This window comes from Caldimonas sp. KR1-144 (assembly GCF_049446155.1).
Taxonomy (GTDB): domain Bacteria; phylum Pseudomonadota; class Gammaproteobacteria; order Burkholderiales; family Burkholderiaceae_C; genus Rivibacter.
This window is the reverse complement of the sequence record NZ_JBMSEE010000005.1, coordinates 158,901-184,857: the sequence shown is the minus strand read 5'-3', so window position 1 is coordinate 184,857 and position 25,957 is coordinate 158,901. Positions and strand designations below refer to the sequence as shown.

Here is a 25,957-nt window from a genome sequence, read left to right as displayed (position 1 = left end):
GCGCGCGCACCGGCAGGTACGAACGGCCACGCACCAGGGAGACGGCGGTGAGGATCGCAACCCGGCTGAACCTGCTCTCGCTGGCGGTGATCCTGGTCATGACCCTCGCGGTGCTGGCCGCGGCGCTGTTCTTCATCGAGGCGGCCGAGCGCGAGTCGCACCAGCGCCTGATGCGCCTCGAGCTGCAGACGGCCACGCAAGCCATCCGCCAGCAGCTCGACCGCTCCGGCGTGGTCGCGGCCAGCAAGGAGGCCGCGGCGCAGCTGGAGCACCTGCGCGCGAAGCAAGGCTTCGCGTCGGCCAGCCTGTTCATCGTCGAGAAGAACGATCTGCGCGTCATCTACCACCCCGACCGCACGCTGGGCGAGCGCGCGCGCAACGAGTTCGTCGCCGAGATGGTGCGGCGCGAGACCGGCTCGCTGGAGTACGTCTACCAGGGCGACCGCCGCATGGCCGTTTTCCAGACGCTGCACCCGATCGACTGGCTGGTCGGCGTGGCCGTCTCGCGCAGGGAGCTCCACGCGGCGATGCTGCGCTTCATGCGCCCGATCGCCGGCATCACGCTGGCGGCGCTGTGCCTGAACGCGATCGCGGTCCACCTGTTCGGGCGCTGGCTGATGCGCCGCATCGACGCCACGCTGGGCTGTGTCAACCGCATCGAGCAAGGCGACTTCGGCGCGCGCATCGCCGACCTCGCCGCGGATGACGAGATCGGCGCGCTGCAGCGCGGCATCAACGCGATGGGCGAGCGCATCGAGCAGCGCACGCGCGAGCAGCACGAGACGCAGCAGGCGCTGCACGCCAGCCAGGCCGGCCTGCGCCGGCTGGTCGAGTCCAGCATCATCGGCGTCTTCTTCTGGGATCTCGCGGGCGCGATCCACGAGGCGAACGACGCCTTCCTGGCCCTCGTGGGCTACACGCGCGAGGACCTCGAGGCCGGCGTCGTCAACTGGGCGCGGCTCACGCCGCCGGAGTGCGCCGAGGCCGACCGCATCGCGGCCGAGGAGCTGCGCCGCACCGGCCGCTGCCAGACCTACGAGAAGCACTACATCCGCAAGGACGGCAGCCTGGTGCCGGTGCTCATCGGCGCGGCGTTCCTGGCCGATTCGCAGGACCGCGGCGTCGCCTTCGTGGTCGACCTCACCGAGCGCAAACAGGCCGAGGCCGACCGCCAGGCGCGGCTCGAGGCCGAGGTGTCCAACCGCGCGAAGAGCGAGTTCCTCGCCAATATGAGCCACGAGATCCGCACGCCGATGAACGCCATCCTCGGCATGTCCTACCTCGCGCTGCAAAGCGGCCTCAACGCGCAGCAGCTCAACTACGTGCAGAAGGTGCACCGCTCGGCCGAGTCGCTGCTGGGCATCATCAACGACATCCTCGACCTCTCCAAGATCGAGGCCGGCCACCTGGACATGGAGGACATCCCGTTCGACCTCGGCGACGTGCTCGACAACCTGGCCACGCAAGTCGGCATGAAGGCCGAGGACAAGGGGCTGGAGCTGGTGTTCGAGCTCGCGCCGGGGCTGCCGACCGCGCTCAGCGGCGACCCGATGCGCCTGGGCCAGGTGCTGATCAACCTGGGCAACAACGCGGTCAAGTTCACCGAGCGCGGCGAGATCGTCGTCAAGGTCGAGGAGATCGAGCGCGACGCCGCCAGCGTGGTGCTGCGCTTCGAGGTGCGCGACAGCGGCATCGGCATCTCGCGCGAGCAACAGCAGCGCCTGTTCCAGCCCTTCTCGCAGGCCGACGCGTCCACCAGCCGGCGCTACGGCGGCACCGGGCTGGGCCTGGTCATCTGCCGCCATCTGGTGCGCCTGATGGGCGGGCGCATCGAGCTCGACAGCGAGCCCGGGCGCGGCAGCCGCTTCAGCTTCACGGCCCGCCTCGGGCTGCGCGTGCAGGCGGCGTCGGGGTTCGACGCGCGCCGCAGCGACGGCCTGCGCGGGCGGCGCGTGCTGATCGCCGACGACAACGCGGTGGCGCGCGAGCTGCTGGCCAGGATGACGGCCAGCCTGGGGATGCTGCCGACCGCGGTCGACCACGGCGGCGCGGCGCTGCGCGCAATCGAGGCGGCCGACCGGCAGGGCCGGCCGTTCCAGCTGCTGCTGCTGGACTGGAGGATGCCCGTGCTCGACGGCATCGAATGCCTGGCGCAGCTGGCCCGCATGGACCTGCTCCACCCGCCGCCGCCGGTGCTGATGCTCACCGCGTTCAGCCGCGAGGACGTGGCGCAGCGCCTCGCCGCCGAGAGGCTCACCGCGGCCGCGACGCTGACCAAGCCGGTCACGCCTTCGACCCTGCTCGACAGCTGTCTGGCGGCGCTCAAGCTGCCGGGGCGCGTGCCGCTGCGCGCCGAGCGCCACGACGAGGCGCTGGGCCAGCACCGCGACAGCCTGGTCGGCGCGCGCATCCTGCTGGTCGAGGACAACGAGGTGAACCAGGAGCTCGCGCGCGACCTGCTCGGCGACACCGGCGTCGCGCTGCGCATCGCCAGCAACGGCCGCGAGGCGCTCGAATGCCTGGAGCGAGAACCCTTCGATCTGGTGCTGATGGACTGCCAGATGCCGGTGATGGACGGCTACGCGGCCACGCGCGCGCTGCGCCAGCACCCGCAATGGCGCGACCTGCCGGTGATCGCGATGACGGCCAACGCGATGGTGGGCGACCGCGAGAAGGTGCTCGAGGCCGGCATGAACGACCACATCGCCAAGCCGATCCGCGTCGAGGAGCTGTTCGCGACGCTGGCGCGCTGGATCCGCCGGCCCCAGGCGGCCGCGGCGTCCACGGACAGCCGCGCGGCGCTGGCCGGCATGCGCGGCAACGAGCAGCTCTATCGGCGCGTCGTCAGCATGTTCATCGAGCAGGAAGAGCGCTTCGGCGAACGCTTCGCCGAAGCACGCGCGGCGGGCGACGACGAGACGGCGCAGCGCCTCGCGCACGATCTGAAGTGCCTGGCCGCGACGCTCGGAGCGACGGATCTCTCCGCCGCGGCCGCCGCACTGGAACATGCCTGCTCGGAGCATGCCGCCGCGGGCGAGGTCGACACGCTCTTCAAGGCCGCCGAGGCCCACCTCGAGGCCGTGATCGCGGCGCTGCGGGCGATGCAGCAGGCGGCCCGGGCCTGAGGGAGCGAGCTCGCGTGGAGTAGGCTGCGCCGGCGCGCCCCGCAACCGCAGGAGTCCCGATGCTGCCCGACACGCCCTTGCTGCTTGCCTTCATCGGCGCGAGCCTGACGCTCGCGCTCACGCCCGGACCCGCGGTGGTCTACATCATCGCCCGCACGCTCGCGCAAGGCCGCGCCAGCGGCTTGGCGTCGGTGCTGGGCGTCGCGCTCGGCAACCTCGCCAATGCGGTGGGTGCGGCGATCGGCCTGGCGGCGCTGTTCGCCGTCTCGTCGACCGCCTTCACCGTCGTCAAATGGGCCGGCGCGGCCTACCTGGTCTACCTCGGCATCCGCCTGTGGCGCACGCCGGCCGCGGCGGTGGGCGACGCGGCGCCGCGCGTGCCCGCCCAGCCGGTGCACCGCGTGTTTCGCGACGGCTTCGTCGTCGCGCTGCTGAACCCCAAGACCACGCTGTTCTTCGCCGCCTTCCTGCCGCAGTTCATGGACGCGCACGCCAGCCCGCTGCTGCAAACCCTCGCGCTCGGCGGCGTGTTCGTTGCGATCGCCTGCTGCACCGACCTGATCTACGTGCTGACGGCCAGCCTGCTGGCGCCGCGCCTGGCTCGCGCGAGCCGGCACGCGGTGTGGGGCAACCGGCTGGCCGGCACGTCCTTCATTGGCCTGGGCGTGCTGACCGCGATGGGCACGCGCCCGACGCGCTGAGCGCTGCGTCGCCGGCGCGCCCGCCGAAGGCCTCGGGGTGCGCGCGGCCGTACCAGCCGTCGACCTCCTCGTGGCTCAGCGCCATGAAGGCGCGAAAGCCCGGTACCGCGGCCAGCGACAGCGCCGCCGCGGCGCCGAGCACGCCGAAGGCGAGATAGACCCACTTGACGGACCAGACGCTGAGGGCCAGGCCCGCCAGCGCGGGCCCGAGCGACGCGGCCACCTGCGTCGTGACGATCGATCCGGCCGACATGCGCGTGCGATAGGCCGCCGGCCGCGCCAGCGTTCGGTGCGTCAGCCCGACCAGCGTCATCGCCGAGCTGCCGATGCCGACGAGCGCGAACGAGGCCACCAGCACGATGGGGTGGTCGGTGACGCCGGCCAGCGCCAGCGCCAGGCCCTGCGCGGAGGCCGAGGCCACGCGCGTGTTGAAGCGGCCGAAGCGCGCGATCAGCCAGTTCGCGCCGCCCAAGGCGCCCAGCAGCACGCCGAGCGACAGCATCGCCTCGCACAGCCCGAGCCACCAGGCCGACAGCTGCAGCGACTGCACCTTCAGCGGCACCAGCATCGTCAGCGCCGGGAAGATGAAGATCCACGACACGAAGTTGGCGGCCATCCAGCCGCGCTCGAGCGGAATGCCCCAGTTGGCCTTCAGGCCGGCGCGCAGTTCGGACCACCAGCTCGAGCGGCGCGCCGCGTCGGCGCGCTCGATGCGCGGCAGTCGCATCGCCAGCCCCGTGGCCATGACGAGCAGCGCTGCATGCAGCCACAGCGCCGGCGCGGTGCCCGCCGCGGCCAGCACCGCGCCGCCCAGCGCGGGCCCGGCCAGCCGGCCGATCGACTGTGCGCCTTGCTGCCGGTTCAGCGCCTGCTGCAGGCTCGAGGCCGGCACCAGTTCCGCCGCCAGGCCGGTCGTGGCCGGCTGCACCACCGCCATCGCGATCATCGGCACCGCCTGAATCGCCAGCACGACATCGAGCCGGTAGCCGCGCGTGCCGACCCACCACGCCAGCAGCATCGCCGCAACCGCGAAGCAGCCGAGCGCCGCGGTGATCAGCGGACCCTTGGCAACGCGGTCGCCCAGCGGCGACAGCAGCGGCACGGCCACCAGCGACACCAGCGACATCACGACGCCGTAGCGCGCGAGATCGGCCGCGCCGCCTTGCTGCGCGATCCACCACGAGACGGCGACGTAGCCGACCATGTTGGCCAGCACGAGGAACAGGCTGCTGACGAGCAGCGGTGCGAACGGTGTCTTGAGAACTTCCTTGATGCTCATCTCGAGGCTCAGCGGCCGTCCTTGGCATAGAAGGTCCGCGGAAAGAACACCAGCTCGCCCGGCGCCTTCAGCCGGTACAGCTGGGCCGGGCGGAAGTTGCCGGTGCGCATCGCCGCGAGCGGCTCGAGCCAGTCGACCGACAGCATCCGCGTGCGGAATGCGCTCTTCTCGATCGCACGGCCCAGCACGACCTCGAAGCGGCGCTGCAGCTCGGTGAGCGTGAACTCGTCGGGCAGCAGATAGGCCGCGAGCGAGGTGTACTCGACCTTGGAACGCAGGCGCTCCACCGCCGCTTCGAGGATGCGCCGGTGGTCGAAGGCCAGCGCCGGCCAGCGCGACGGCGGATCGACCGGCAGCCACTTCGCCTCCCCCGCGTTGCCGCCGGCCGTCAGTACGACGTCGGTCGTCGGCATCAGCGTGAAGTAGACGTGCGTGGCCGACCAGCCGCGCGGATCGCGCCTGCCATCGCCCCAGCTGCCCAGCTGCTCCAGGTAGGGCGGCACGACGCCGGTCTTCTCGGCCAGCTTGCGCTGCGCGCAGGCCTCGAGCGATGCGTCGGCCTTGGGATCGACGAAGCCGCCGGGCAGCGCCCAGCGCCGCGGGAACGGCTCGTCCGGCGCGTCGGGCCGCTGCACGAGCAGCGCGCACAGCTGCTCGTCGCGCACGGTGAAGACGACGACGTCAACAGTGCACAAGGGCCGCTCGATGCGCGGTGCGCGCACGGCGCCGGCGGGTTCAGGAACGCGGCGTGGCATGGGTCACGTTCGGTCGGTTTCGGTGCGGTCCGCGCAACGCGGGCCTTGACGCCGCCGATCTTAGTTCTATTATCCAACTTACATAGTGGGCTGAAGCCACTATGTGGCACAAGTCCAAGGAGAAACGCCATGCTCGGCTTCCGATACATCAAGACGCCCCCGACCACCTACCTGATGCAGTTCCGCGGCGGAAAGCTGGTGCGTGAAGGCGCAGGCTTGTCGCTGTTCGTCTTCTCGCCTACCAGCACGCTGGTCGCGGTGCCGGTGGCCAGCCGCCGCGACGACTTCATCGAGCCCTACATGACGGCGGACTTCCAGGCGCTGACGGTGCAAGGCCAGCTCACCTGGCGCATCAGCGAGCCGCGCAAGACCGCGGCCATGCTCGACTTCTCGCTCGCCGCCGGCGGCAAGGGACACGTGTCCGAAGACCCCGAAAAACTCCCGCAACGCGTGCTGAGCCTGCTGCGCGTGCTGATCCAGCAGGGCATGAAGCGCCGCGCGCTGCGCCAGGCGCTGCAGGCGGGCGACGAGCTCGGTGCCGAGGCGCTGCGCGCGCTCGCCGTGCACCCCGAAATCGCCGCGCTGGGCCTGGAGGTGCTGGGCCTGGCGATCGAGGCGGTGCGCCCCACGCCGGAGACCGCGCGCGCGCTCGAAGCCGAGGCGCGCGAGGCCATCCTCAAGTCGGCCGACGAGGCGATCTTCCTGCGCCGCAACGCTGCGGTGGAGAACGAGCGCCAGATCCGCGAGAGCGAGCTGGAGACCGAGATCGCCGTCGAGCGCAAGAAGCGCACGATCCGCGAGACCGAGGTGGAAACCGAGGCCAGCATCCAGGACAAGAAGGCCCGGCTTGCGCAGGCCGACATGCGTTCGAGCATTGCGCTCGAGGACGAGCGCAAGCAGCTCGTCGCCAGCCAGGCCGAGAACACGCGCGCGCTGGCCGAGGCCGAGGCGCACCGCGTCGGCGCGCTGATGCAAGCGCTCGAGAAGGCCGACCCGAAGGTGATCCAGGCCTTCGCGTCGGTGGGCATGGAGCCCGGCCAGCTGATCGCGCAGGCCTTCGGCGGCCTGGCCGAGCGCGCCGACAAGATCGGCGAACTCAACATCTCGCCCGACCTGCTGCGCTCGCTGATGGGCACCGGCAGCGCGCGAGCCGCTGCCAGGGCGGCCTGAGGACGCGGAGGTTGCCATGGCCTCGCTCGAACGCAAGGTGGTGCTGGTGACGCGGCACACGCGACTGGAAGAGCTGCTGGTTCGCTTCGCCACGCTGGAGCAGGCGCGCTTCTACGTCGAACACCTCGGCGCCGATTTCGCCGACTACGAGCGCGAGCACCGCGGTTACCGCGCCGCACTCGCCGCGGTGCGTGAGCGGCTCGAGCTGCACGGGCGCTATCAGGTGGTCGATCGCGCGCTCTTGCCCAACTTCCTGTTCGGGCCCGACGACGTCGTGATGGCGCTGGGCCAGGACGGCCTGGTCGCCAACACGCTGAAGTACCTCGACGGCCAGCCGCTGATCGGCGTGAACCCGGACCCGGGCCGCTACGACGGCGTGCTGCTGCCGTTCGGCGTGGCCGACATCGTCAAGCTGCTGCCCGAGGCGTTGGCCGACAAGCGGCCCTGCAAGACGGTGACGATGGCGGTCGCGCGGCTGCAGGACGGGCAGCAGCTCCACGCCGTCAACGACCTCTTCATCGGCCCGCGCAGCCACACCTCGGCGCGCTACGAGCTGCAGCACGGTCCGCGGCATGCGGTGCAGTCGTCGAGCGGCATCATCGTCTCGACCGGCCTGGGCTCCACCGGCTGGATGCGCTCGGTGCTGGCTGGCGCTCAGGCGATCGCGCACGGGCTCGAAGGCGCCGAGCCGCACATCGAGGAACGGCCGATGCCCTGGGACACCGAGCGCCTGCTGTTCGCGGTGCGCGAGCCCTTCCCGAGCCGCACGACGCAGGTCCTTCCGGCCTGGGGCTACGTGACGCGCGACGCGCGGCTCGAGCTGACCTCGCTGATGGCCGAAGGCGGCGTGATCTTCAGCGACGGCATCGAGGCCGACTATCTCGCGTTCAACGCCGGCATGCGCGCGCACATCGGCGTGGCCGATCGACGCGGCCGGCTGGTGTCATAGCGGCCGGCGTCACCCCAGCTCGAAGCTGGTCACGCCGTACACCCGCCCCAGCTCGATCGGCGGCGGCGGCGCCGTATACATGCGCGCGGTCTCGAACACGCCGCGCAGTCCGCGCGATTCGGCCAGCGCCACGGCGTCGGCGTTGGGCAGCGGCACGTCGAGGAAGATCGCGTCGCCTTCGGGCACGCAGGCACACAGCGCCTCGAACAGGCGCTCGGCCACGGCCCGCCTGCCGGCCACCAGCGGGGCGATCTTGTGGCCATCGCGGCAACGGCGGATGACGCCCCAGCCCGCGAGGCCGCCATCGGCATCGATGCAGGCCAGGCCGGCGGCATCGGGCATGCCGATCCATGCGCGCAGGAAGTCCTCGCGCGGCGCGGGAAAGACGCGACGGTCGTCGGCGCAAAGCATCGCGAAGTCGATCGCGGCCAGCGGCACGAGCCTTTGCGATGGATCGCCGGCATCGCCCGACGCGGCCCGTGCCGTGCCAGCGAAGCGCATGTTCTGCCAGGCGAGCCGGAAGCCCGACTTGCGGTAGTTGTCCTGCTGCGCCGGCACGCCGTCGAGGCCGACCACGCGGCCCTCGAGCCGGCGCATGCCCTCGGTCCACAAGCGCCAGCCGATGCCCTGGCCGCGCCATTGGGGCAAGACGATGTACAGGCCGACGAAGCCGAAGCCGCCGGCGTACGACACCGCGCTCACGCAGCCTACGGGCCGGGCGTCGACCTCGGCGACCAAAAAGCCCTGCGGGTCGGCGGCGGCGAAGCAGGCGGCGTCATGAAGGCCCGGGTTCCAGCCCTCGCGCGCGGCCTGGTCTATGGCCCAGGCGATCTCGTCGCGGCGCATCGTTCGCACGTGCACGGGGTGGTTCATGGCGTTCAGTGTGCAGCGTTCAAGGCAAGGCGCGAGGCGCGGCCGTCCCTAGGTCGAATGCGGGTCCGTCTTGGCCACGCGGCCCGAGAGCCAAGCGCGCAGTTCGCGTCGACCGGCGCTGTTGGTCGCGCGCCAGGCATTCAACGCCAGCGCGAGGAACTGCTGCTCCGCCGCGGTGAGGCCGGCCGACTCGCGCTCCTCGTCGAGCCAGCCGACGGGCTTGGCGCAGTGCTGCTCGATCTGCCGCGCGAGCTTGTCGCCGATCGGCCGCGAGGACTTGATCTGGCTCCACATCGAGGGCGAGATCTCGAGCTCGCGGGCAAAGGCCTGCTCGAGTCCCTTGGGCGCGGCCCCGGCAGCGACCGCGGCCTCGGCCCAGGCCTGGAACAGCGCGAGCGCGTTCTGTCGGCGAATGACGGTGATGTTGCTCACTGGAGAGAAAGCGCGGATCCGTTGCAACGAAGCGAATGCGATTGTCGCCGCCGCTTGACGACGCAGTAAAGACTCTTTACAGTTCCGCCTGTCGCTCGAAAGAGCCTCGCTCGAATTCAACCGATTCCATTCACAGAGATCCATCGTGCTTTATCGACCCAATGCCCTTCACGCCGCAGCCGCCTTTGGTGGCCAGGCGTGCGCGCACCTCGCGCAGGCAATGGGCCGCAATGGCGGCAGCGAGGATCCCTTGTCTCCGGGAGAGGACGGCGCCTAGGCGCGCGCCCTCCACGCTCTGTACGCAGAGGCCCGGATTCCGAGAGGAACCGGGCCTCTTCGCTTTATGCCCTCGAAACGACCTACTTCACCCGATGCGCGGCCGGCGGCCGCGCACAGGCCTTCTCCCTGGGACGGCCCCACCGGCAACGGTGGCCCTGCTCTTTCACAACTTGCCGCAAGCAGCCGCCGGTACTGGCCGGCGCGCGAGCTTGCAAAAAATGCGGATGTAGCTCAGCTGGCAGAGCGCGACCACGCCATGGTCGAGGCCACGAGTTCGAACCTCGTCATCCGCTCACTTCGGGTGTGTCCTCGCACTCCGCAGCCGCGCGAACCTGGTGTGGGCGAGCGGGATGTGCGCGGCCCGGGCCCGGGCCACGTGCAGCGAGACACCTCATCCGACGGGATGCTCGCGCGGCGGGCACAGCCGAAGTGAGCCTCGAGCAATCAAGGCATGACCACGTCGCGTTCGTCTAGTGGCCGAGGACACCGGGCTTTCATTCCGGGAACGCGGGTTCGATTCCCGCACGCGATGCCAATCACTCAACAACCAGAAGCCCTCGTCGAGCTCGCGCTTCGAGGGTGGAAACCGGCCGCAACGATTGGGCGGCGCCGGAATCCGTCACCGGATGGCATTCATTTCCCTGGGGGTGTAGCTCAGCGGTAGAGCGGCTGCTTTGCAAGCAGCGGGTCGCAGGTTCGATGCCTGTCGCCTCCACCAGTTTCATCGTGCCTCGTTAACTCAGCGGCCAGAGTGCCGGCCTGTCTAGCCGGAAGCCGCGGGTTCGATTCCCGCACGAGGCGCCAGTCGTTCCCGACCTCGTTAGCTCAGCGGATTGAAGAGCGCCGGTCTACGAAGCCGGAGGTCGCACGTTCGAGTCGTGCACGGGGTACCACCCCCATCTCGGCGTAGCGCAGCTGGCAGCGCACGTGCTTCGGGAGCATGAGGTCGCAGGTTCGAGCCCTGCCGCCGAGACCACCCACGCGCTTGGGGGTGACCGTCGCTCAATGGCAGGGCTGCGGGCCGTGACCCCGCCGATGTCGGTTCGATTCCGGCCGGCCACCCCCAAGCGCGCATCACAACCCCTCGTGGCGAAACAGGAAGACGCACCGGTCTCAGAAGCCGGCGCCGCAAGGCATGTCCGTTCGACTCGGACCGAGGGGACCAATCCATCCACATTCGATGCGGCGTCGTCGAGGGGCCTCAGACAACCGGCTTTGACCCGGTGCACGCTGGTTCGAATCCAGCCGCCGCAGCCACGTTCATCAAACACGCACACAACGGCCCGTGAAAGGAGGCCACCGATGCACCAACGACACCACAGCCACGTGCTGCAACTCGACATCCAGGGCACGCCGCACGCGTGGATCTCGCTCGAGCAGGCGGCCGTTCACGTGGCCACGGGCGCGGTGGCGTGGGTCGACGGCGACGGTCCGCTGGCCACGCTGCGCGGCGGCTTCAATGTCGCGCGCGGCCGCCAGTCGCTGATCGACGTGCATCCGATCGTCGCGCTGCGTGGCGCGCCGCGCATCAACCTGTTCGATGCCGCGCCGGCGTTCGGTCGCGCCAAGCTGTTTCGCCGCGACCGCCACACCTGCGCGTACTGCGGCCAGCGCTTCGACGATCGCGCGCTGACCTGCGAGCACATCGTTCCGCAGTCGCGCGGCGGCGGCTGGGCCTGGATGAACCTCGTCACGGCCTGCCGCGCGTGCAACGGCCGCAAGGCCGACCGCACGCCGGAGGAAGCGGGCATGCCGCTGCTGTACCTGCCGTACGTGCCGAGCCGCTTCGAGGCCTTTCTGCTCGAAGGCCGGCACATCCGCGCCGACGTGCACGAGTGGCTGGCCGCGCGCCTGCCGAAAGGATCGCGCCTGGGGTGATCGAAGCCCGGCGCACAAGCGTTCGTCGTCGAAGGCAAAGGCTCACAGGCCCAGGGGTTCGTGAACCCCGCCGGTGGGCGGCGGCCGCGTCTCGTGAACAAGGCGCGTCGCCGCCGTCCATGCCGCCCTGCCGGAAGCGATGCACACCCGAGTGATGAAGAGGGATCCCGCAAGGGTCCGGGTTCGACTCCCGGCATCACTGCCAACGTTGGTTAGCTCAGCGGAAGAGCAACGAATCCTCAATTCGTCTGTCGCGGGTTCGAATCCCGCTCCAACCCAAGAACGGTCGCAAGACCACCCGCCGAACGTGGGCCGAAGGCCGCGCGCCGCCAGGCGCAACGCCCCGGCCCATCAGCGGCGGCCGCCCGTGCGCCGAGCACGCGGGGCTTCTCGTCCACGACCAGCCGAGGCGGCATCCGACGCGGACCCCGCCGAGGCGCAGCGTGGCTGCGGGGCCCAGGCACTCGTCGTCCGCGGCCGCGGCTGTAACGGCACCCATTCCAACCACACGCTTTCAAAGAAGGAGAACTCCCATGAAGCTCAAGCGTGTCACCGTCAAGAAGAACGAGCGCGGCCTGCTGCTGCGCAACGGCGATTTCGAACGCGTGCTGCAGCCCGGCACGCACTGGCTGTTCGACGGCTTCGACGCGCTGCGTGTCGAGACCTTTGCGCTCGAACAGCCGGCCTTCGCGCACGGCCTCGCCGATTACCTGCTGGCCAAGGAGCCCGAGGTGGTCGAGGCCGAGTTCGTGCGCGTCGAGCTCGGCGAGACCCAGGTTGGCCTGCGCAGCGAGAACGGCGTGCTGGTCGAGCTGCTGCCGCCGGGCGCGCGGCGCCTGTACTGGAAGGGCCTGGTCGACGTGGCCGTCGAGGTGATCGACATCGCCGAGACCGCCGAGGTGCCGGCGCCCGTGGTCGCGCGACTGATCCAGACCCAGCTGCGCCCGCGCGCGGTGACGGGCCTGGCCGGCGTGCTGCAGGTGCAGGTGCCGCAATCCGGCGCCGGCGTGCTGTCGGTCGACGGCAAGGCCGAGCGCGTGCTCGCGTCGGGCTCGTACGCGTTCTGGAAGTTCAACCGCAACGTGTCGGTCGAGCTGGTCGACCTGCGACTGCAGGCGGTGGAGGTGACGGGCCAGGAGATCCTGACCCGCGACAAGGTCGGGCTGCGCCTGAACCTGTCGGCCACTTTCCGCTACACCGACGTGCTCGCGGCCTTTACGGCGCTGAACAAGCCCGCCGAACACCTGTACCGCGAGCTGCAGTTCGCGCTGCGCGCCGCGGTGGGCACCCGCACGCTCGACGAGCTGCTGGAGAACAAGACGGTGATTGACGAGGTCGTGACCGCTCATGTGCGCGCCAAGCTCGAGGCCTACGGCCTCGCGCTCGACAGCGCCGGCCTGAAGGACATCGTGCTGCCGGGCGAGATGAAGACCATCCTCGCCCAGGTGGTCGAGGCCGGCAAGGCGGCCGAGGCCAACGTGATCCGTCGTCGCGAAGAAACCGCCGCGACGCGCTCGCTGCTCAACACGGCCAAGGTGATGGAAGACAACCCCACCGCCTTGCGTCTGAAGGAGCTGGAGACGCTGGAACGGGTGGCCGAACGCATCGACAAGATCTCGGTGTTCGGCGGCCTGGACCAGGTGCTCAACGGGCTCGTGAAGCTACGCTGACGCGTGGCCTGCCCCGCCGGCTTGCTACCGGCGGGGCCCTTCTCGGAAGGAAGAACATGATGAACAGCCGACAGACGCGCGCACAGCGCCGCCGCGTCGCACAAGCGCCGGACTGGAGCCCGCAAGGCGTGGGCCTCGCGCCGCAACGCTACGAAGCGGCGCTGCGCTATCTATTCGATCGACCGGTGCCACAAACCCATGATCAGGAGTGGTACTGGAACATCGACGAGCCCGACTTCGAAGCGACACCTTTGGAGTGGACGCGGATCCAGACCGTTCTCTTCGCCCGGGCCGGGATCGATCTCGCGCCCTTCGGCGACGAACAGGTCGGCATGGGGCTCAATTACGTGATGAGCAACGCCGTCAGCAACGTGCCGTTCGCGGCCATCGATGCAAGCGTTGCGCTTGACGAAGCCATGCGCATGATGCGGGCCATGCCGATGCTCTGGCGACAGTGCATCGGGCCGAGGCTGGCGTCGCTGCGGGTGCCGATCGGCACCACGACGGGCCGGCTGGCCTACGTCTGCTACATGTGGTTCGACGTGTGGCCCACGTTCTGGAACGTGCGGCACGAGCCCCGCTGGCGCGACGCCGTCTGGCAGGTGCTGCGCGAGATGCTGGACGTGCCCTGCCGCGAGGTCCAAGTGGCGGCGCTGCACGGCATCGGCCATTGCGGTCGCCATCTCGAGCGACAAGACATCATCGATCGCATCGTCGAGGCGTTCATCCGCTCGATCGACAAGGCCGATCAGGAACTCAAGGACTATGCGGACGCTGCGCGACGAGGATGCGTGCAGTGACGCCATGAAGGAACCGACATGGGAACCAACTACATCCACGAAGACGTCCCCGGCGGCGTGCCGCTGAAGATGTGGACGCAGGGCGTGCCGGTCGAAGACGCGGCCAAGCGCCAGTTGATCAACGCGGCGCGCCTGCCCATCGTCTTCAAGCACATCGCCGCGATGCCCGACGTCCACTTCGGCATCGGCGCGACCGTCGGCTCGGTGATTCCCACGCTCAAGGCCATCATCCCGGCGGCCGTGGGCGTGGACATCGGCTGCGGGATGATCGCCTGCAAGACCACGCTGACGGCCGAGGACCTGCCCGACAACCTCGGCCCGCTGCGCGCGGCGATCGAGCGCGCGGTGCCGCACGGGCGCTCACCGGGCCCGCGCGATCCGGGCGCGTGGCAGAAGCCGCCCGGCTCGGTGAACACGGCCTGGGCGCAGCTCGAGCCCGGGTTCACCGAGCTGTGCCGCGACTACCCCAAGCTGGCCAAGACCAACCACATCCAGCACCTCGGCACGCTGGGCACGGGCAATCACTTCATCGAGGTCTGCCTCGACGAAGCCGGCTTCGTCTGGTTCATGCTGCACTCGGGCTCGCGCGGCGTCGGCAACGCCATCGGCACGATGTTCATCGAGTTGGCCAAGCAGGACGCGATGCGCCATCAGGCCAACCTGCCCGACCGCGACCTCGCCTACTTCGAGGAAGGCAGCCGCTACTTCGGCGACTACGTGCGCGCGGTCGGCTGGGCCCAGCAGTTCGCGCGCATCAACCGCGAGGTGATGATGAAGCGCGTGATCGAGGCCGCCAAGACGGTGATCCACAAGAGCTTCCAGAGCCACGTCGAGGCGGTGAACTGCCACCACAACTACGTGCAGAAGGAACGCCACTTCGGCGAGGAGGTCTACGTGACCCGCAAGGGCGCGGTGAGCGCCAAGGCCGGCGAGCTGGGGATCATTCCCGGCAGCATGGGCGCGCGCAGCTACATCGTGCGCGGCAAGGGCAACGCGCAGTCGTTCGAGTCGTGCTCGCACGGCGCCGGCCGCACGATGAGCCGCGGCGAAGCCAAGCGTCGCTTCACGCTGGCCGACCACCGCGCCGCGACCGAAGGCGTCGAGTGCCGCAAGGACAAGGACGTCATCGACGAGACGCCCGCGGCCTACAAGGACATCGACGCCGTGATGGCCGCGCAGCGCGACCTGGTGGAAGTGGCGCACACGCTCAAGCAGGTGGTGTGCGTGAAGGGTTGAGCCTCACTGCGAGGCCTTTCATGATGGGGCGTTCATCGCGAAATGGACGCCCCTGTTCTTTTGGGGCGCGGTGTGCGAGCCACAGCGTCAGCACCGCCGCGAGCATCGGCAGGTTCTTCACCAGCGGACCGCAGTGGTCGATCGTCAGCTCGGGCATGCGCACGGCCGCCGTGACGGTGTAGCCGACGATGGCCGCGCTTTGCAGCGCATAGACCCGTGCCGAGGGCCGCATCAGCACCATCAGGCCCAGCGCCGTATTGAGCGTGCAGGAAAAGACCAGGGCCGCGATGCCGGCATCGCCTTCGAAGCCGCAGCGCGCCAGCAGCGCCATCACGCCCGAGGCGTCGCGCAGCAGCGCGCTGACGAGGGCGGTGTAGAGCCACATGAAGGCCAGCGAGGCGCGCATCAGCGCCGCCACGGGTGGGCTGAGCTCGACGCGCAGGTTGAGCATCGCCTCGGGCCGCGTGATCGCGAGGCCTTGCGCGAACGCGGTCGGCGCGCGGCCCAGCAAGGCCGCGGCCGCGTTGCGCGCCGGCACGCTGCCGCGCTCGAGCAGGCGCATCGTGTCGCGGCAGAACACCTTCTGCGGCAGCGCTTCGGCCAGCCAGCCGGCCAGCTTCATCAGCAGCATCGGCAGCGGCAACCACAGTGCCTCGCCGAGTCCGAGCGCGTCGCGATAGCGCGCGAGCATCTCGCGGTAGCTCAGCACGTCGGCGCCGCCGAGCTCCAGCACCTCGCGATGCGGCGTGTCGTCCTCGATACGGCGCGCGACGGCTTCGGCCAGCTCGAAGACGTGGATCGGCTGCAGCCGCTGCGTGCCGCCGCCGGGCAGGCTGATGACCGGCAGGCTCGCGAGCGTGGCGAACAGCGCCGCGCTTTGGCTTCGCGGACCGTAGACCAGCGCGGGTCGCAGCACGGTCCAGTCCAGCGGCAGCGCGGCGAGCGATTCGTCGGCCAGCAGCTTGCTGCGCAGGTAGGGCATCGCGAGGCTGTCGGCGTCGTCGCCGACGCCGAGCGCCGAGATCTGCACGACGCGGCGCACGCCGGCCCGGGCCGCGCCGCGAAACAGCTCGATCGGGCCGGCGGCGTGCACGCGTTCGAAGCTCTGCGTGCGCGAGGCCATCAGGATGCCGACGCAGTTGACGACCGCGTCGACGCCGCGCGCCGACAGCCGCGCCGCCCACGCCTCGGGCGTGCGCTCGCGCATGAAGTCGACCTGCATCGAGCGGTCGCCGTCACGCGCGCTGCGCGCACCCTCGACGACCTCGTGGCCGCGCGAGCGCAGCGCGCGCACGACGGCCTGGCCGACGCAGCCGGTGGAGCCGCAGACGAGGACTTTCACGATGTTTCTCCCTTCCCGTTGCAGCGTGCTGCGTCGCCGCCGAGGCCGCACGCACCGGCGCGGCAGCGCGACATGCGCTCGGCCACGCGGCGCGCCCGACGCGCACGCAACGCGTCGATCAGCGGCGCTGCGGTGCGCGAGATCGCGCGCCGATGCCGTGCGAAGGCGCGGTAGGCCAGGTCGGCCATCGGCCTCAGCGGGCCGAAGCCGGTGGGCCGCAGCACCCGGCCCAGGCCGACCGCGGCATAGGCCAGGCGCAGCGCCTCGAGGCCGCGCACGACGCTGCCGTCGGCGCGAAAGCCGTGGATCTCGGCGTCCAGCGCTTCGCGCGTCGTGCCCCAGGCCGCGGCGTCGAAGCCCGGCGCGGCGATGTCGACGAAGCGCAGCCGCCCGGCCGCGTCGCGCTCGCGCAGGTGGTCCATCTCGAGCGAACAGACCGGACAGGCCGCGTCGTAGAGCAGGGTCAGCGCGTCGTCGCGGGCGTCCATTTGGCTTCCTTTATTTCTGTCTAGAGAGAAACGGGTAGTCAAAAAAAGAGGCCGCTCGCGGATCAGGGCCCCAGCAGGTGGGCGGCGGTGACCGAGGCGCCGTCGCTGACAGTCGCCTCGCCGCGGCCGAGCAGCTTCTTGATCTTGGCGCCCAGACGGAGCACCTTGGTCAGGGTTTCCGTGTCGAGCTTGAGCATCTCGTCGCTCCAGGCCGTCAGCGTCTCGAGCAGCTCCAGCGTCTCTTGCATGCGCAGCTTGGCTTCGGCCGGATCGCGGCTGATCGCCGGGTCGGACAAGACCTCGCGCAGCACCTCGATCGTGGGCAGTATCTCCCGGCGTTGGCGCTCCCGAACGATAGTGCGCATTAACTCCCAGACCTGCTTCGAAGTCTCGAAGTGGTCGCGCCGGTCGCCCGGGATGTGCACCAGCCGCACCAGGCTCCAGCTCTGCAGCTCGCGAATGCTGTTGCTGACGTTGGAACGCGCGACGCCCAGCGTGTCGGCGATCTCCTCGGCGTGCATCGGACGGCCGCTGATGTAGAGCAGCGCATGGATCTGCGCCACGGTGCGATTGACGCCCCAGCGGGTGCCCATCTCGCCCCAGTGCAGGACGAAGCGGGAGAGGGTCGGTGAGAGGTCCATGAGTTCAGCATGATCTCGCCTCCAATTTCTGTCAAGACAGAAATCAACCGCCCCCCGCCCACCGGGCTCAGGCTTGTGGCGGCTGCGCCGCAGTGCGGGTCTTCGCCGCGCCGGCTGGGTCGGCGCGCCAACTGTCGACCAGCGCGTACCAGTCGATGCGCCGCGTCAGCACCATTACCGCCGCGAGCGCCGCGAACAGCATCACCGAGCCGATCACCAGTGCCGTCTGCTCCATGCGCAGCAGCACCCACAGGAGGCCGTACAGCGCGGCAGCGCCGAGGCCGAACGCTGCGCCGGCCGCACGCCGGCCGAGCATGTGAGAGGCATAGAAGCCCAGCAGCGCGACGCAGGCGCTGGCCGCCAGCGCATAGGCCGCGCCGAAGCCCATGTGCTCCGACAGGCTCAGCAGCAGCAGGTAAAACAGCGCCAGCGCCATGCCGACCAGCGCGTACTGCACCGGATGCACCCGCCGGCGCGCCAGCACCTCGACCAGCGCGACGCCGGCGAAGGTCAGCGCGATGAACAGCAGTGCGTACTTGGTCGCGCGGTCGGTCAGCACGTAGGGGTTGATCGGGTCGATGAAGTCGACGCTGAGCAGGTCGAGGCAAGGCTGGGCCGGCTGGGTCGAGGCCGTGGCCGCGCGTGCGACCGCGGCATAGCCCAACTCGTCGCTCGGGGGCGCGCTGCAGAACACGCCGCCGTGCTGGACGTCCTTCGCCGCCGAGCTGGCCAGCGAGCTGACCGACCACTGCGCCGCGAAGCCGCTTTCGCTCACCTCGCGCGTGGCCGGCAGGAAGCGGCCGCCGAACGAGGGGTGCGGCCAGTCCGAGCGCAGCGACCAGCGCGTCTCGCCCGCCGCCGGCACCAGCGACAGCCGCACCGTGCCGAGCAGGTCGATCGACAGCTTCACGGCCAGCGGCTCGTTCGCGCGCTCGAGGCGCGCCTCGGACAGCACGGCGTGCAGGCCGCGCGGATAGGCCGGGTGGCCGGTGCCGGGCTCCACCGGCGTCGTTTCGCCGTCGATGCGCACGCGCGCCGAGCGCAGGCCGCGCACGTCGCTGACCGACAGCATCACCACCGCCGGCTCGCACTGCAGCCGGCCGTTGGCGTGTTCGGCGCGCGGCTGCAGCTCGGACAGCGATGCCCAGCGCGCCTCCAGCTCGATCGGGCCGGCATAGCCGTTGACCTTGAAGAGCCCGCGATAGCGCGCATCGGCGCGTGCCTCGCCGTCGACCGCCAGCGTCTGCGGCGCGCTGGTCAGCGTGAAGCTGCGCTTGTCGGCCACGACCCGGCGGTCCCTGCCCTCGCCTTGCGTGAACTCCCACTCCTCGGTGCAGTGGCGCAGCAGCAGCGGCCCCATCAGCACCTGCGCGCCGGCCATCGACTGCTCGACGCTGCGTCGCGCTTCCTCCTGCCGCGCGCTGCGCTCGGCCACCAGCGAATCGATGCGCGCCAGCACGAGGCACAGCAGGAGCACGACGGCGCCGATCGCCAGGGTCTTGGACAACAAGGGAAACCGCATCGCACACCTCGCCTCGCGTTGTTTCGATGGCGTGCATGCTCGGCGCCGCATGTGCGGCGACGATGGGCTGTGTGAAGCCGGCGTGAAGCCGGCACGGGTTCACGCGGCGGGCAGCACGAAGCGCACGCGCAGGCCGGGCTGTTCGGGCTCGAACACGAGGCGCCCGCCGTGCAGCGCGGCGACCTGGGCCGCGATCGCCAGCCCCAGGCCGTTGCCCTTGCCGCCGTCGGACGGCCGCGGCAGCGAGAAGAAGCGCCGTCCGAGCTGCGGCAGCGCGTAGTCCGGCACGCCCGGACCGTGGTCGCGCAGCTCCAGATGCACGTCGTTCGCCTGCCGCCGCACCGCGACCTCCAGCGCCGAACCCTCCGGCGCGAAGGCCAGCGCATTGGCCAGCAGGTTCGAGATCGCCAGCGACAGCCGTTCGGCGTCGCCACGCACCGTGGCCGGTTCGTCGGCGAGCCAGCGCACGACGAGCCCGCGCTGCGCCAGCGACGCCGACTGCGCCTGCAGCTGCGCGCGCAGCAGTGCGGCCAGCGACAGCTCGACCGGATGCTCGGGCGCGCGCAGGCTCTCGAGCTTGGACAGCTCCAGCAGGCGCTCGACCATCGCGCGCAGGCGCTGCACCTGTTCGCCGATCTGGCCCGCGAAGCGCTCGCGGTCGGCGCGCGGCAGATCGTCGTGCAGCAGCTCGGCGGCGGCACCGATCGCCGTCAGCGGGCTCTTGAGCTCGTGCGTCAGCGCGCGCATCGTCTGCTCGACCTCGTGGCGGCCGTCGAGGCGATCGCGCATCTCGCCCATCGCCTGCGCCAGCTCGCCCAGCTCGCCGGGCAGCGCCGGCACCGGCAGGCGCTCGCCTTCGCTGGCCTGCTGCGCATAGCGGCGCAGGCGGCGCACCGAGTGCACGGTCCACAGCGTCACCGCGACGCCGACCGCCAGCGACAACACCAGCAGCCAGGCGCCGGCCGCCATGACCTTGCGCTCGGCGCGCTCGATGAAGCGGTGCACCGTGGACTGCGGCTTGGCGATCGTCAGCACGCCCAGCACGCGATCGCCGTCGGTGACCGGCGCGGCGACGTACATCACCGAGCTGCTGTCGTCGCTGGGCACCACGCGCGTCGCGCGCGCGCCGTACTCGCCACGCAGCGTGCGCGCGACGTCGCGCCAGCGCGAGTAGTCGGCGCCGAGCTCGGGGCGCGGGCCGGAGTCGAACACGACGCGGCCCGCCGCATCGGTCACGTAGACGCGAAAGTCCAGCGTCTGCTTGCGCAGCCCCCAGATCTGCGCATCGATCGGCCGCGCCGCGTAGGCGGCAACGCTTTGCGCGAAGCGCGTGCCTTCGAGCGTGCCGCCGGCGGGCATCGCGCGCAGGTCGGGCGCGGCCTGTTCGGCGAGCAGGTTGGCGCTGTCGATCAGCACGTCCTCGGTGACGTCGCGCGCGCTCGGCCGGATCTCGGCGACGAAGACGCGCAGCACGAACCAGGCCGCGATGCCGGTGACGACGAAGAAGCCGAACAGCAGCCGCAGGCCCAGGTGCATGGCCGTGATCTCAGCCGCGCGAATCGTCGGCGATGCCGTAGCCCTGGCCGCGGTAGGTGGCGATCGGGTCGCGGCCCGGCGTGACTTCGCGCAGCTTCGCGCGCAGCGTCTTCACGTGGGTGTCGACGGTGCGGTCGCTGGCGTCGCTGGCCTCGCCCCAGACGGCGCGCAGCAGCGACTCGCGGCTGTGGATGCGCGTCGGCGCCGCGAGCAGCGCACGCAGCAGGCCGTATTCGAGGCGCGTCAGCGCGAGCCAGCGGCCGGCGTAGCGGATGCGCATGCCGGCCTCGTCGAGCTCGAACGGCGAGGCCGGCGGCGGCGCGGCGGCCGGCGCGAGCGCCGCGCGGCGCAGCAGCGCGCGCACGCGCGCCACCAGCTCGCGCGGGCTGAAGGGCTTGGCCATGTAGTCGTCGGCGCCGAGCTCAAGGCCGAGCACGCGGTCGATCTCCTCGCTGCGCGCGCTGAGCATCAGGAGCGGCAGCGCGGCGAGGCGCGGATCGGCATCCTGGCGCAGCCTGCGGCACAGCTCGAGCCCGCTGCCGTCGGGCAGGCCGATGTCGAAGATGGCCACGGCCGGCGGCTCGGCGCGGATCAGCCGCTCGGCCTCGCGCACCAGCAGCACCTGGGTCACGGCCCAGCCTTCGCGGCGCAACGCAAAGGCCGCGGTCGCGGCGATCGCCGGGTCGTCCTCGAGCAGGAGGACCGCCGGCGCACTCACCCCAGCCGCGCTCCCAGCGCCCAGTTCATCACGATCGCGAGCATCCACAGCGTGGCGGTGTAGGTCGCCACGCCGAGCCAGAAGCCGAACGGGTCGTCGCGCCGGCCCGAGGTGCCGGTGGCGCTGACGATGCGCCCGCCGCTCAGCCAGTGCAGCGGAAACAGCAGCGCGGCGGCGTACCACGCCACGATCGCGGGCCGCAGCACCCACGGCAGCGTCGCCGCCTTGACGAAGGCATCCATCATCGGCAGTGCCAAGCCTGCCAGCACGCAATACCTGGCCAGTCGTCCGAACATCGTGACGGGCTCCTCCTGAACTGCTTGTCGTGGGCGCCGAACCGCACGGCGCCCGCGCAGTCTACTGGCCGCGGCAGCGGGTGCGCGGCGGCATCACGCCAGGCGCGCGACGACGCTTCGCGCCACCGCGGCGAGCGCCGCCTCGCGCCGCGCAAAGGGCGCCTCGCTGTCGGTCAGGTAGGCCGCCACGACGATCGGCGCGCGCCGCGGCGGCCACAGCACCGCCACGTCGTTGGTCGAGCCGCGCTCGCCGGTGCCGGTCTTGTGGCCGATGCGCCAGTCGTCGGGCAAGCCGGCACGCAGCCGTTCGGTGCCGGTCACCGTGGCCTGCAGCCAGCGCACGAGCTGGGCGCGGCTGGCGCCCGACAGCGCATCGCCCAGCGCGGCGGTGCGCAGCGAGTGGGCCATCGCGCGCGGCGTCGTGGTGTCGCGCTCGTCGCCGGGGCGCGACTCGTTGAGCGCGGGCTCGATGCGGTCGAGCCGCGTCTTGTCGTCGCCCAGCGTGCGTGCGAAGCGCGTCAGCGCGGCCGGGCCGCCGAAGCTCGCGAGCAGCAGGTTGGCCGCCGCGTTGTCGCTTGCCGCGACCGCGGCCTCGCACAGCTCGGCCACCGTCATGCCGGCCCCGCCGACGCGCTTTTCGGTCACCGGCGAGTAGCTCAGCAGGTCCGAACGCTGGACACGCACGCGGCGATCGAGCCGCTCCTGGCCCTGGTCGACGCGGCGCAGCACCAGCGCGGCCGCGAGCCACTTGAAGGTGCTGCACATCGCAAAGCGCTCGTCGAGCCGGTGGCCGTCGAGCGCACCGGTCGCGGTGTCGAGCACCGCCACGCCCAGGCGCGCCTCGGCGCGGCGCTCGATCGCGGCCCAGTCTTCGGCCGGGTTCGCCAAGGAATTCTGGGCCCAGGCCCAGGGCCAGGGTGCCGCGAGGGCGGCCAGCGTGCCGCCGAACTGGCGTCGGTTCATCGTCGGGATCTCCAGGTGTTTCGAGGTGGATTCAAGGTGAAGGCCGGTGCACCGTGGCGCGCACGATAGGGGCGGCGCAGCACTCGCACAAACGCTGATTTCGACGGTCTGGCCCAAGATAATCTGAGGGATGTCCTTGCCGCTGAATGCCCTGCGCGCCTTCGAGGCCGCCGCTCGCCACTTGAGCTTCGCGCGCGCCGCCAACGAACTCAGCGTGACGCCCAACGCCGTGAGCGCCCAGGTCAAGAACCTCGAGGAGCGCCTGGGCGCGCCGCTGTTTCGCCGCCTGCCGCGCGGCCTCGCGCTCACCGACGAAGGCACGGCGCTGCTGCCGGTGCTCAGCCACAGTTTCGAGCGCATCGGTGCGGCGCTCGAGCGCTTCCAGGGCGGCTTGCATCGCGAGGTGCTGACGATCGCGGCGGTCGGCACCTTCGCGGTCGGCTGGCTGCTGCCGCGGCTGGAGGCGTTTCGCCTCGAGCACCCCTTCGTCGACCTGCGCCTGCTGACCCACAACAACCGCGTCGACCTCGCGGCCGAAGGCCTGGACGGCGCGATCCGCTTCGGCGACGGGGCCTGGCACGGCACCGAGGCCGAACCGCTGTTCGAGGCCCAGCTGTCGCCGATGTGCGCGCCCGCGATCGCGCAGCGCCTGCGCGTGCCGGCCGACCTGGCGCGCGAGACGCTGCTGCGCTCCTACCGCGCCGACGAATGGCCGCGCTGGTTCGCCATCGCCGGCGTGCCCGCGCCGCTGCTGCGCGGCCCGGTGTTCGATGCGTCGATCGTGATGGCCGCGGCCGCCGAGCAAGGCGCCGGCGTCGCGCTGCTGCCCGCCGCGCTGTTCGGCGAGTCGCTGCGGCACGAGCGGCTGGTGCAGCCCTTCGCGCTCGGCGTCTCGCTCGGGCGCTACTGGCTCACGCGGCTGAAGTCGCGCGCGCCGAGTGCGGCGATGGGGGCGTTTCGGGCGTGGCTGCTGCGCGAGGCGACGCGACCGTAGTCACGCCAGCGCCTCGATGGCACGATGCACGTCGGCGTACGGTCCGCGCAGCCGCCTGAGGCCCTTGTCCAATCCGCTGCGCCAGGCCGGCCCGCGCTCGCGCGTGGCGTGCAGGACCTCGCGCAGTGCGTCGGGGTCGCGCTCGACGAAGCAGGCGAGCAGCGCGGCGGCCTGCGCGAGATCCTTGCGCGCCTTCGAGGCCTGGTCGTCGCTGCGTTCGGTCAGCACCAGCAGCTTGTGGACGGCATAGACCTCGGGACGCGGCAGGTTGACCACGACCGCGGCGCTGCTGCTCATCAGCGCGGCCGGCACTGGCGCCTCCAGCGAGAGCTCCATGAAGCGCAGCGGCTGGAGCCACACGTTCAGCGCCTCGCAGCGCACGGGCGCGTCGCCCTGGCGCGTGCGAACGGTCAGCCAGTCGAGATCGAAGTCGGGCTCGTCGGGCTTGACGTAGCGCGTGCCCTGTTTGACCGGCACGAAGCCCATGCGCAGCGAGTCGACCGCCGAGTGCGCATCGACCCGGGCGTCGGGCGCGAGCGCCAGCGAGACATTGCGTCCTGGATCGGCGAAGTCGAGGTCCACCGTGCTGCCGGCGTCGGCCCAGCGCACGCCGAGCAGGTTCTGGTAGCCCAGGAAGGCATGTGTGCCGACGACGATCGCGCCGGCGGCGAAGACGCCGTGGTCGGCCAGCCGTTGCAGCACGCGGAAGTGCTTCGGCACCACCGTGTAGCAGCCCAGCGCCTCGGCCGCGCCGACCAGGCCGCGCAGATGCTCGCGGGCCCGAGCCGCGGACTCGTCGTTCGCCGCCGCCATCAGCCGGCGCGTGACCTCGTCGTCGGGGCCGACGTACTGCTGGATCGGCCGCCCCGCCGGGTCCTTGCGCTGGTAGTAGACGTAGGCGCGCCCGTTCAGCTGCTTGCGCGTGAAGCCGCCGGGCAGGTCGGCCGGTACTACCTTTCAAACAGAGGAAGTACAAGAAGGCGAGTCGTGGTCCCTCACGCCGGTTCGGGCGCCTGTGCCCTCGCCGCCCCGCGGTCGGTGTCCACCTGCCGCAGCAGCACCCAACCACCGACGAAGAACACCGCCGTGCTGAGGATCGCGACGCGGTGGTTGCCGCCGGTCAGCCAGGTGATGAGGCCATAGGTCATCGGCCCGACGATCACCGAGGCGCGGGTCGCGAAGGTCCACAAGGCAAAGAACTCGGCGCGCCGCGTCACCGGTGCCAGCAGGCCGACCATCGCGCGGCCGGCCGACTGGCTCGAGCCCATGCACAGTCCGGCGATCACCGCGGCCACCCAGAACAGCGCCGGCCCGGTGGCCAGCGCGGCCAGCACGGTCATCAGCACCCAGCCGGCCAGCGTGAGCGCGAGCGCGCGGCGATGGCCCAGCCGGTCCTGCCCGTAGCCGAAGCCGAACGCGCCGAGTGCCGCCGCGATGTTGACCAGGAACACCAGCATCATGGTCTGCGCCTGCTTGAAGCCCATCGCCTGCTCGGCATACACCGCGGCCAGCGTGATCACGACCGAGATGCCCGCCTGGTAGCACGCGCCGCAGGCCAGGAGCCACGCGAAGTCGCGGTAGTGCTGCGCTTCGCGCCAGGTGTCGGCCAGGCGGCGCAGCGACGCGGCAATGCCGTGGCCGTGCCTGGCCTCGGGCTGCGGCTGCGCACGCTCGCGCAGCAGCGCAAAGGTGGCCTGCGCGGCCAGCGCGTAGATGCCGGCGGTGATCAGCATCGTGACCGGCACGAACTGCGCCGCGGTCTGGCCGCGCGCCTGCGCCGCCAGCACCCACGCGAGGCTCGCGCCTAGCGCCAGCATGCCGCCCAGGTAGCCGAAGCTCCAGCCCCAGCCGGAGACGCGGCCCAGCGCCTCGCGCCGCGCCAGTTCGGGCAGGAAGGCCGCGATCATCGATTCGCCGTACGAGAAAGCGATGTTCGACACCGCGACCGCCAGCACCGCGAGCCACAGGTCGCCGGGCCCCACCGCCGCCAGCGCCGCGGTGCCGAGCACGCAGGCGGCGGTGAACAGCGCCAGCAGCTTCTTCTTCGCGCCGCGCAGGTCGGCCCACGCGCCCAGCGCGGGCAGCGTGAGCATCACCACCGCGCTGGAGACCGCGATCGTCAGCGTCCAGGCCAGCGTGGCCCAGTCGGCGCCGCCGGCGACCACGCCGACGAAATAGGCGTTGAACACCGCGGTGAGCACCACCGTGGTGTAGCCCGAGTTCGCGAAGTCGTACATCGCCCAGCCGAACACCTCGCGCTTGCGCACGCCGGGCTCGAGGGCATCCTGGGGAAACAAGGCCATCGCAACG

At 71.0% G+C, this 25,957-nt stretch carries 23 protein-coding genes and 10 tRNA genes; 19 read left to right on the top strand and 14 right to left on the bottom strand.

All coding sequences use genetic code 11. From position 1 onward, the window contains the following. Positions 1 to 47: 47 nt before the first annotated feature. Together ACO2TI_RS13660 and ACO2TI_RS13655 are read left to right on the top strand one after the other, a co-directional pair. On the top strand, positions 48 to 3,125 hold the full coding sequence (locus tag ACO2TI_RS13660) for a response regulator (protein WP_423285018.1): 3,078 nt from the start codon (positions 48 to 50) through the stop codon (positions 3,123 to 3,125). Positions 3,126 to 3,184: 59 nt separating this feature from the next. Beyond that, positions 3,185 to 3,826, top strand: coding sequence for a LysE family translocator (locus tag ACO2TI_RS13655; RefSeq protein ID WP_423285017.1), 642 nt, complete (start codon positions 3,185 to 3,187; stop codon positions 3,824 to 3,826). Here ACO2TI_RS13655 and ACO2TI_RS13650 read toward each other — a convergent pair. Both ACO2TI_RS13650 and ACO2TI_RS13645 read right to left on the bottom strand, forming a co-directional pair. Then, entirely contained in the window at positions 3,777 to 5,105 is a 1,329-nt protein-coding gene (locus ACO2TI_RS13650) for an MFS transporter (RefSeq protein WP_423285015.1), read from the bottom strand. The genes ACO2TI_RS13655 and ACO2TI_RS13650 overlap by 50 nt on opposite strands. Before the next feature lie 8 nt (positions 5,106 to 5,113). Further along, the gene (locus ACO2TI_RS13645; RefSeq protein WP_423285014.1) at positions 5,114 to 5,860 is read right to left on the bottom strand and encodes an NUDIX hydrolase; all 747 of its coding nucleotides are present in this window, start codon (positions 5,858 to 5,860) and stop codon (positions 5,114 to 5,116) included. A 129-nt stretch (positions 5,861 to 5,989) separates the two neighbouring features. Between ACO2TI_RS13645 and ACO2TI_RS13640 the strand changes: the two genes are divergently transcribed. Beyond that, positions 5,990 to 7,030 carry an SPFH domain-containing protein gene (locus ACO2TI_RS13640; RefSeq protein WP_423285012.1) on the top strand — a complete coding sequence of 347 codons (1,041 nt, stop codon included), beginning with the start codon at positions 5,990 to 5,992 and terminating at the stop codon, positions 7,028 to 7,030. A 16-nt stretch (positions 7,031 to 7,046) separates the two neighbouring features. After that, positions 7,047 to 7,979 carry a sugar kinase gene (locus ACO2TI_RS13635; protein WP_423285011.1) on the top strand — a complete coding sequence of 311 codons (933 nt, stop codon included), beginning with the start codon at positions 7,047 to 7,049 and terminating at the stop codon, positions 7,977 to 7,979. Between the two features lie 9 nt (positions 7,980 to 7,988). Here the strand turns inward: ACO2TI_RS13635 and ACO2TI_RS13630 are convergent, their stop codons facing one another. Beyond that, positions 7,989 to 8,852 carry a GNAT family N-acetyltransferase gene (locus ACO2TI_RS13630; protein ID WP_423285010.1) on the bottom strand — a complete coding sequence of 288 codons (864 nt, stop codon included), beginning with the start codon at positions 8,850 to 8,852 and terminating at the stop codon, positions 7,989 to 7,991. A 48-nt stretch (positions 8,853 to 8,900) separates the two neighbouring features. Next, positions 8,901 to 9,284 (bottom strand): hypothetical protein, encoded by a 384-nt coding sequence (locus ACO2TI_RS13625; protein WP_423285008.1) that lies wholly within the window; start codon positions 9,282 to 9,284, stop codon positions 8,901 to 8,903. Between the two features lie 499 nt (positions 9,285 to 9,783). Between ACO2TI_RS13625 and ACO2TI_RS13620 the strand changes: the two genes are divergently transcribed. The 14 genes from ACO2TI_RS13620 (at position 9,784) to ACO2TI_RS13555 (ending at position 15,147) form a co-directional block, all read left to right on the top strand. Next, a tRNA-Gly gene (locus ACO2TI_RS13620) sits at positions 9,784 to 9,856 on the top strand. Positions 9,857 to 10,022: 166 nt separating this feature from the next. Next, positions 10,023 to 10,098 (top strand) — tRNA-Glu (locus ACO2TI_RS13615). 108 nt (positions 10,099 to 10,206) lie between these two features. Further along, positions 10,207 to 10,281: transfer RNA gene (locus ACO2TI_RS13610), tRNA-Ala, on the top strand. 10 nt (positions 10,282 to 10,291) lie between these two features. Then, positions 10,292 to 10,367, top strand: a tRNA-Asp gene (locus ACO2TI_RS13605). A gap of 10 nt (positions 10,368 to 10,377) precedes the next feature. Then, positions 10,378 to 10,456 (top strand) — tRNA-Arg (locus ACO2TI_RS13600). Positions 10,457 to 10,463: 7 nt separating this feature from the next. Beyond that, positions 10,464 to 10,539 (top strand) — tRNA-Pro (locus ACO2TI_RS13595). A gap of 14 nt (positions 10,540 to 10,553) precedes the next feature. Beyond that, positions 10,554 to 10,629: transfer RNA gene (locus ACO2TI_RS13590), tRNA-His, on the top strand. Between the two features lie 14 nt (positions 10,630 to 10,643). Then, positions 10,644 to 10,728, top strand: a tRNA-Leu gene (locus ACO2TI_RS13585). Between the two features lie 16 nt (positions 10,729 to 10,744). Further along, positions 10,745 to 10,820: transfer RNA gene (locus ACO2TI_RS13580), tRNA-Gln, on the top strand. A 45-nt stretch (positions 10,821 to 10,865) separates the two neighbouring features. Further along, positions 10,866 to 11,441 carry an HNH endonuclease gene (locus ACO2TI_RS13575; protein ID WP_423285004.1) on the top strand — a complete coding sequence of 192 codons (576 nt, stop codon included), beginning with the start codon at positions 10,866 to 10,868 and terminating at the stop codon, positions 11,439 to 11,441. Between the two features lie 207 nt (positions 11,442 to 11,648). Further along, positions 11,649 to 11,720, top strand: a tRNA-Glu gene (locus ACO2TI_RS13570). A 254-nt stretch (positions 11,721 to 11,974) separates the two neighbouring features. Further along, on the top strand, positions 11,975 to 13,111 hold the full coding sequence (locus ACO2TI_RS13565) for a slipin family protein (protein WP_423285002.1): 1,137 nt from the start codon (positions 11,975 to 11,977) through the stop codon (positions 13,109 to 13,111). Positions 13,112 to 13,170: 59 nt separating this feature from the next. Continuing rightward, entirely contained in the window at positions 13,171 to 13,911 is a 741-nt protein-coding gene (locus ACO2TI_RS13560) for a hypothetical protein (RefSeq protein ID WP_423285000.1), read from the top strand. Between the two features lie 18 nt (positions 13,912 to 13,929). Continuing rightward, positions 13,930 to 15,147: an RtcB family protein gene (locus ACO2TI_RS13555; RefSeq protein WP_423284999.1), complete on the top strand. Its 1,218-nt coding sequence runs from the start codon at positions 13,930 to 13,932 to the stop codon at positions 15,145 to 15,147. Here the strand turns inward: ACO2TI_RS13555 and ACO2TI_RS13550 are convergent. From ACO2TI_RS13550 to bla, 8 genes are all read right to left on the bottom strand, one after another. Continuing rightward, entirely contained in the window at positions 15,119 to 16,489 is a 1,371-nt protein-coding gene (locus tag ACO2TI_RS13550) for an SDR family oxidoreductase (protein ID WP_423284997.1), read from the bottom strand. The genes ACO2TI_RS13555 and ACO2TI_RS13550 overlap by 29 nt on opposite strands. After that, positions 16,486 to 16,977 (bottom strand): thiol-disulfide oxidoreductase DCC family protein, encoded by a 492-nt coding sequence (locus ACO2TI_RS13545; protein ID WP_423284996.1) that lies wholly within the window; start codon positions 16,975 to 16,977, stop codon positions 16,486 to 16,488. The genes ACO2TI_RS13550 and ACO2TI_RS13545 overlap by 4 nt, the downstream gene beginning before the upstream one ends. Before the next feature lie 62 nt (positions 16,978 to 17,039). Further along, positions 17,040 to 17,618, bottom strand: a complete 579-nt coding sequence (locus tag ACO2TI_RS13540; protein WP_423284994.1) for a GbsR/MarR family transcriptional regulator — start codon at positions 17,616 to 17,618, stop codon at positions 17,040 to 17,042. Positions 17,619 to 17,685: 67 nt separating this feature from the next. After that, positions 17,686 to 19,140, bottom strand: coding sequence for a cell envelope integrity protein CreD (gene creD, locus ACO2TI_RS13535; RefSeq protein WP_423284993.1), 1,455 nt, complete (start codon positions 19,138 to 19,140; stop codon positions 17,686 to 17,688). A 99-nt stretch (positions 19,141 to 19,239) separates the two neighbouring features. Continuing rightward, positions 19,240 to 20,676: a two-component system sensor histidine kinase CreC gene (gene creC / locus ACO2TI_RS13530; protein ID WP_423284991.1), complete on the bottom strand. Its 1,437-nt coding sequence runs from the start codon at positions 20,674 to 20,676 to the stop codon at positions 19,240 to 19,242. Between the two features lie 10 nt (positions 20,677 to 20,686). Beyond that, positions 20,687 to 21,394 carry a two-component system response regulator CreB gene (gene creB, locus ACO2TI_RS13525; protein WP_423284990.1) on the bottom strand — a complete coding sequence of 236 codons (708 nt, stop codon included), beginning with the start codon at positions 21,392 to 21,394 and terminating at the stop codon, positions 20,687 to 20,689. Continuing rightward, a complete protein-coding gene (locus tag ACO2TI_RS13520; protein ID WP_423284989.1) occupies positions 21,391 to 21,690 on the bottom strand; it encodes a hypothetical protein in 300 nt (99 codons plus the stop codon). The genes creB and ACO2TI_RS13520 overlap by 4 nt, the downstream gene beginning before the upstream one ends. Positions 21,691 to 21,783: 93 nt before the next feature. Further along, entirely contained in the window at positions 21,784 to 22,653 is an 870-nt protein-coding gene (gene bla, locus ACO2TI_RS13515) for a class A beta-lactamase (RefSeq protein ID WP_423284988.1), read from the bottom strand. A gap of 130 nt (positions 22,654 to 22,783) precedes the next feature. Between bla and ACO2TI_RS13510 the strand changes: the two genes are divergently transcribed. Then, on the top strand, positions 22,784 to 23,647 hold the full coding sequence (locus ACO2TI_RS13510; RefSeq protein WP_423284987.1) for a LysR family transcriptional regulator: 864 nt from the start codon (positions 22,784 to 22,786) through the stop codon (positions 23,645 to 23,647). Here the strand turns inward: ACO2TI_RS13510 and ACO2TI_RS13505 are convergent, their stop codons facing one another. Continuing rightward, on the bottom strand, positions 23,648 to 24,460 hold the full coding sequence (locus ACO2TI_RS13505; RefSeq protein ID WP_423284985.1) for a GSU2403 family nucleotidyltransferase fold protein: 813 nt from the start codon (positions 24,458 to 24,460) through the stop codon (positions 23,648 to 23,650). 182 nt (positions 24,461 to 24,642) lie between these two features. Then, on the bottom strand, positions 24,643 to 25,950 hold the full coding sequence (locus ACO2TI_RS13500) for an MFS transporter (RefSeq protein WP_423284983.1): 1,308 nt from the start codon (positions 25,948 to 25,950) through the stop codon (positions 24,643 to 24,645). Between the last annotated feature and the right edge of the window lie 7 nt (positions 25,951 to 25,957).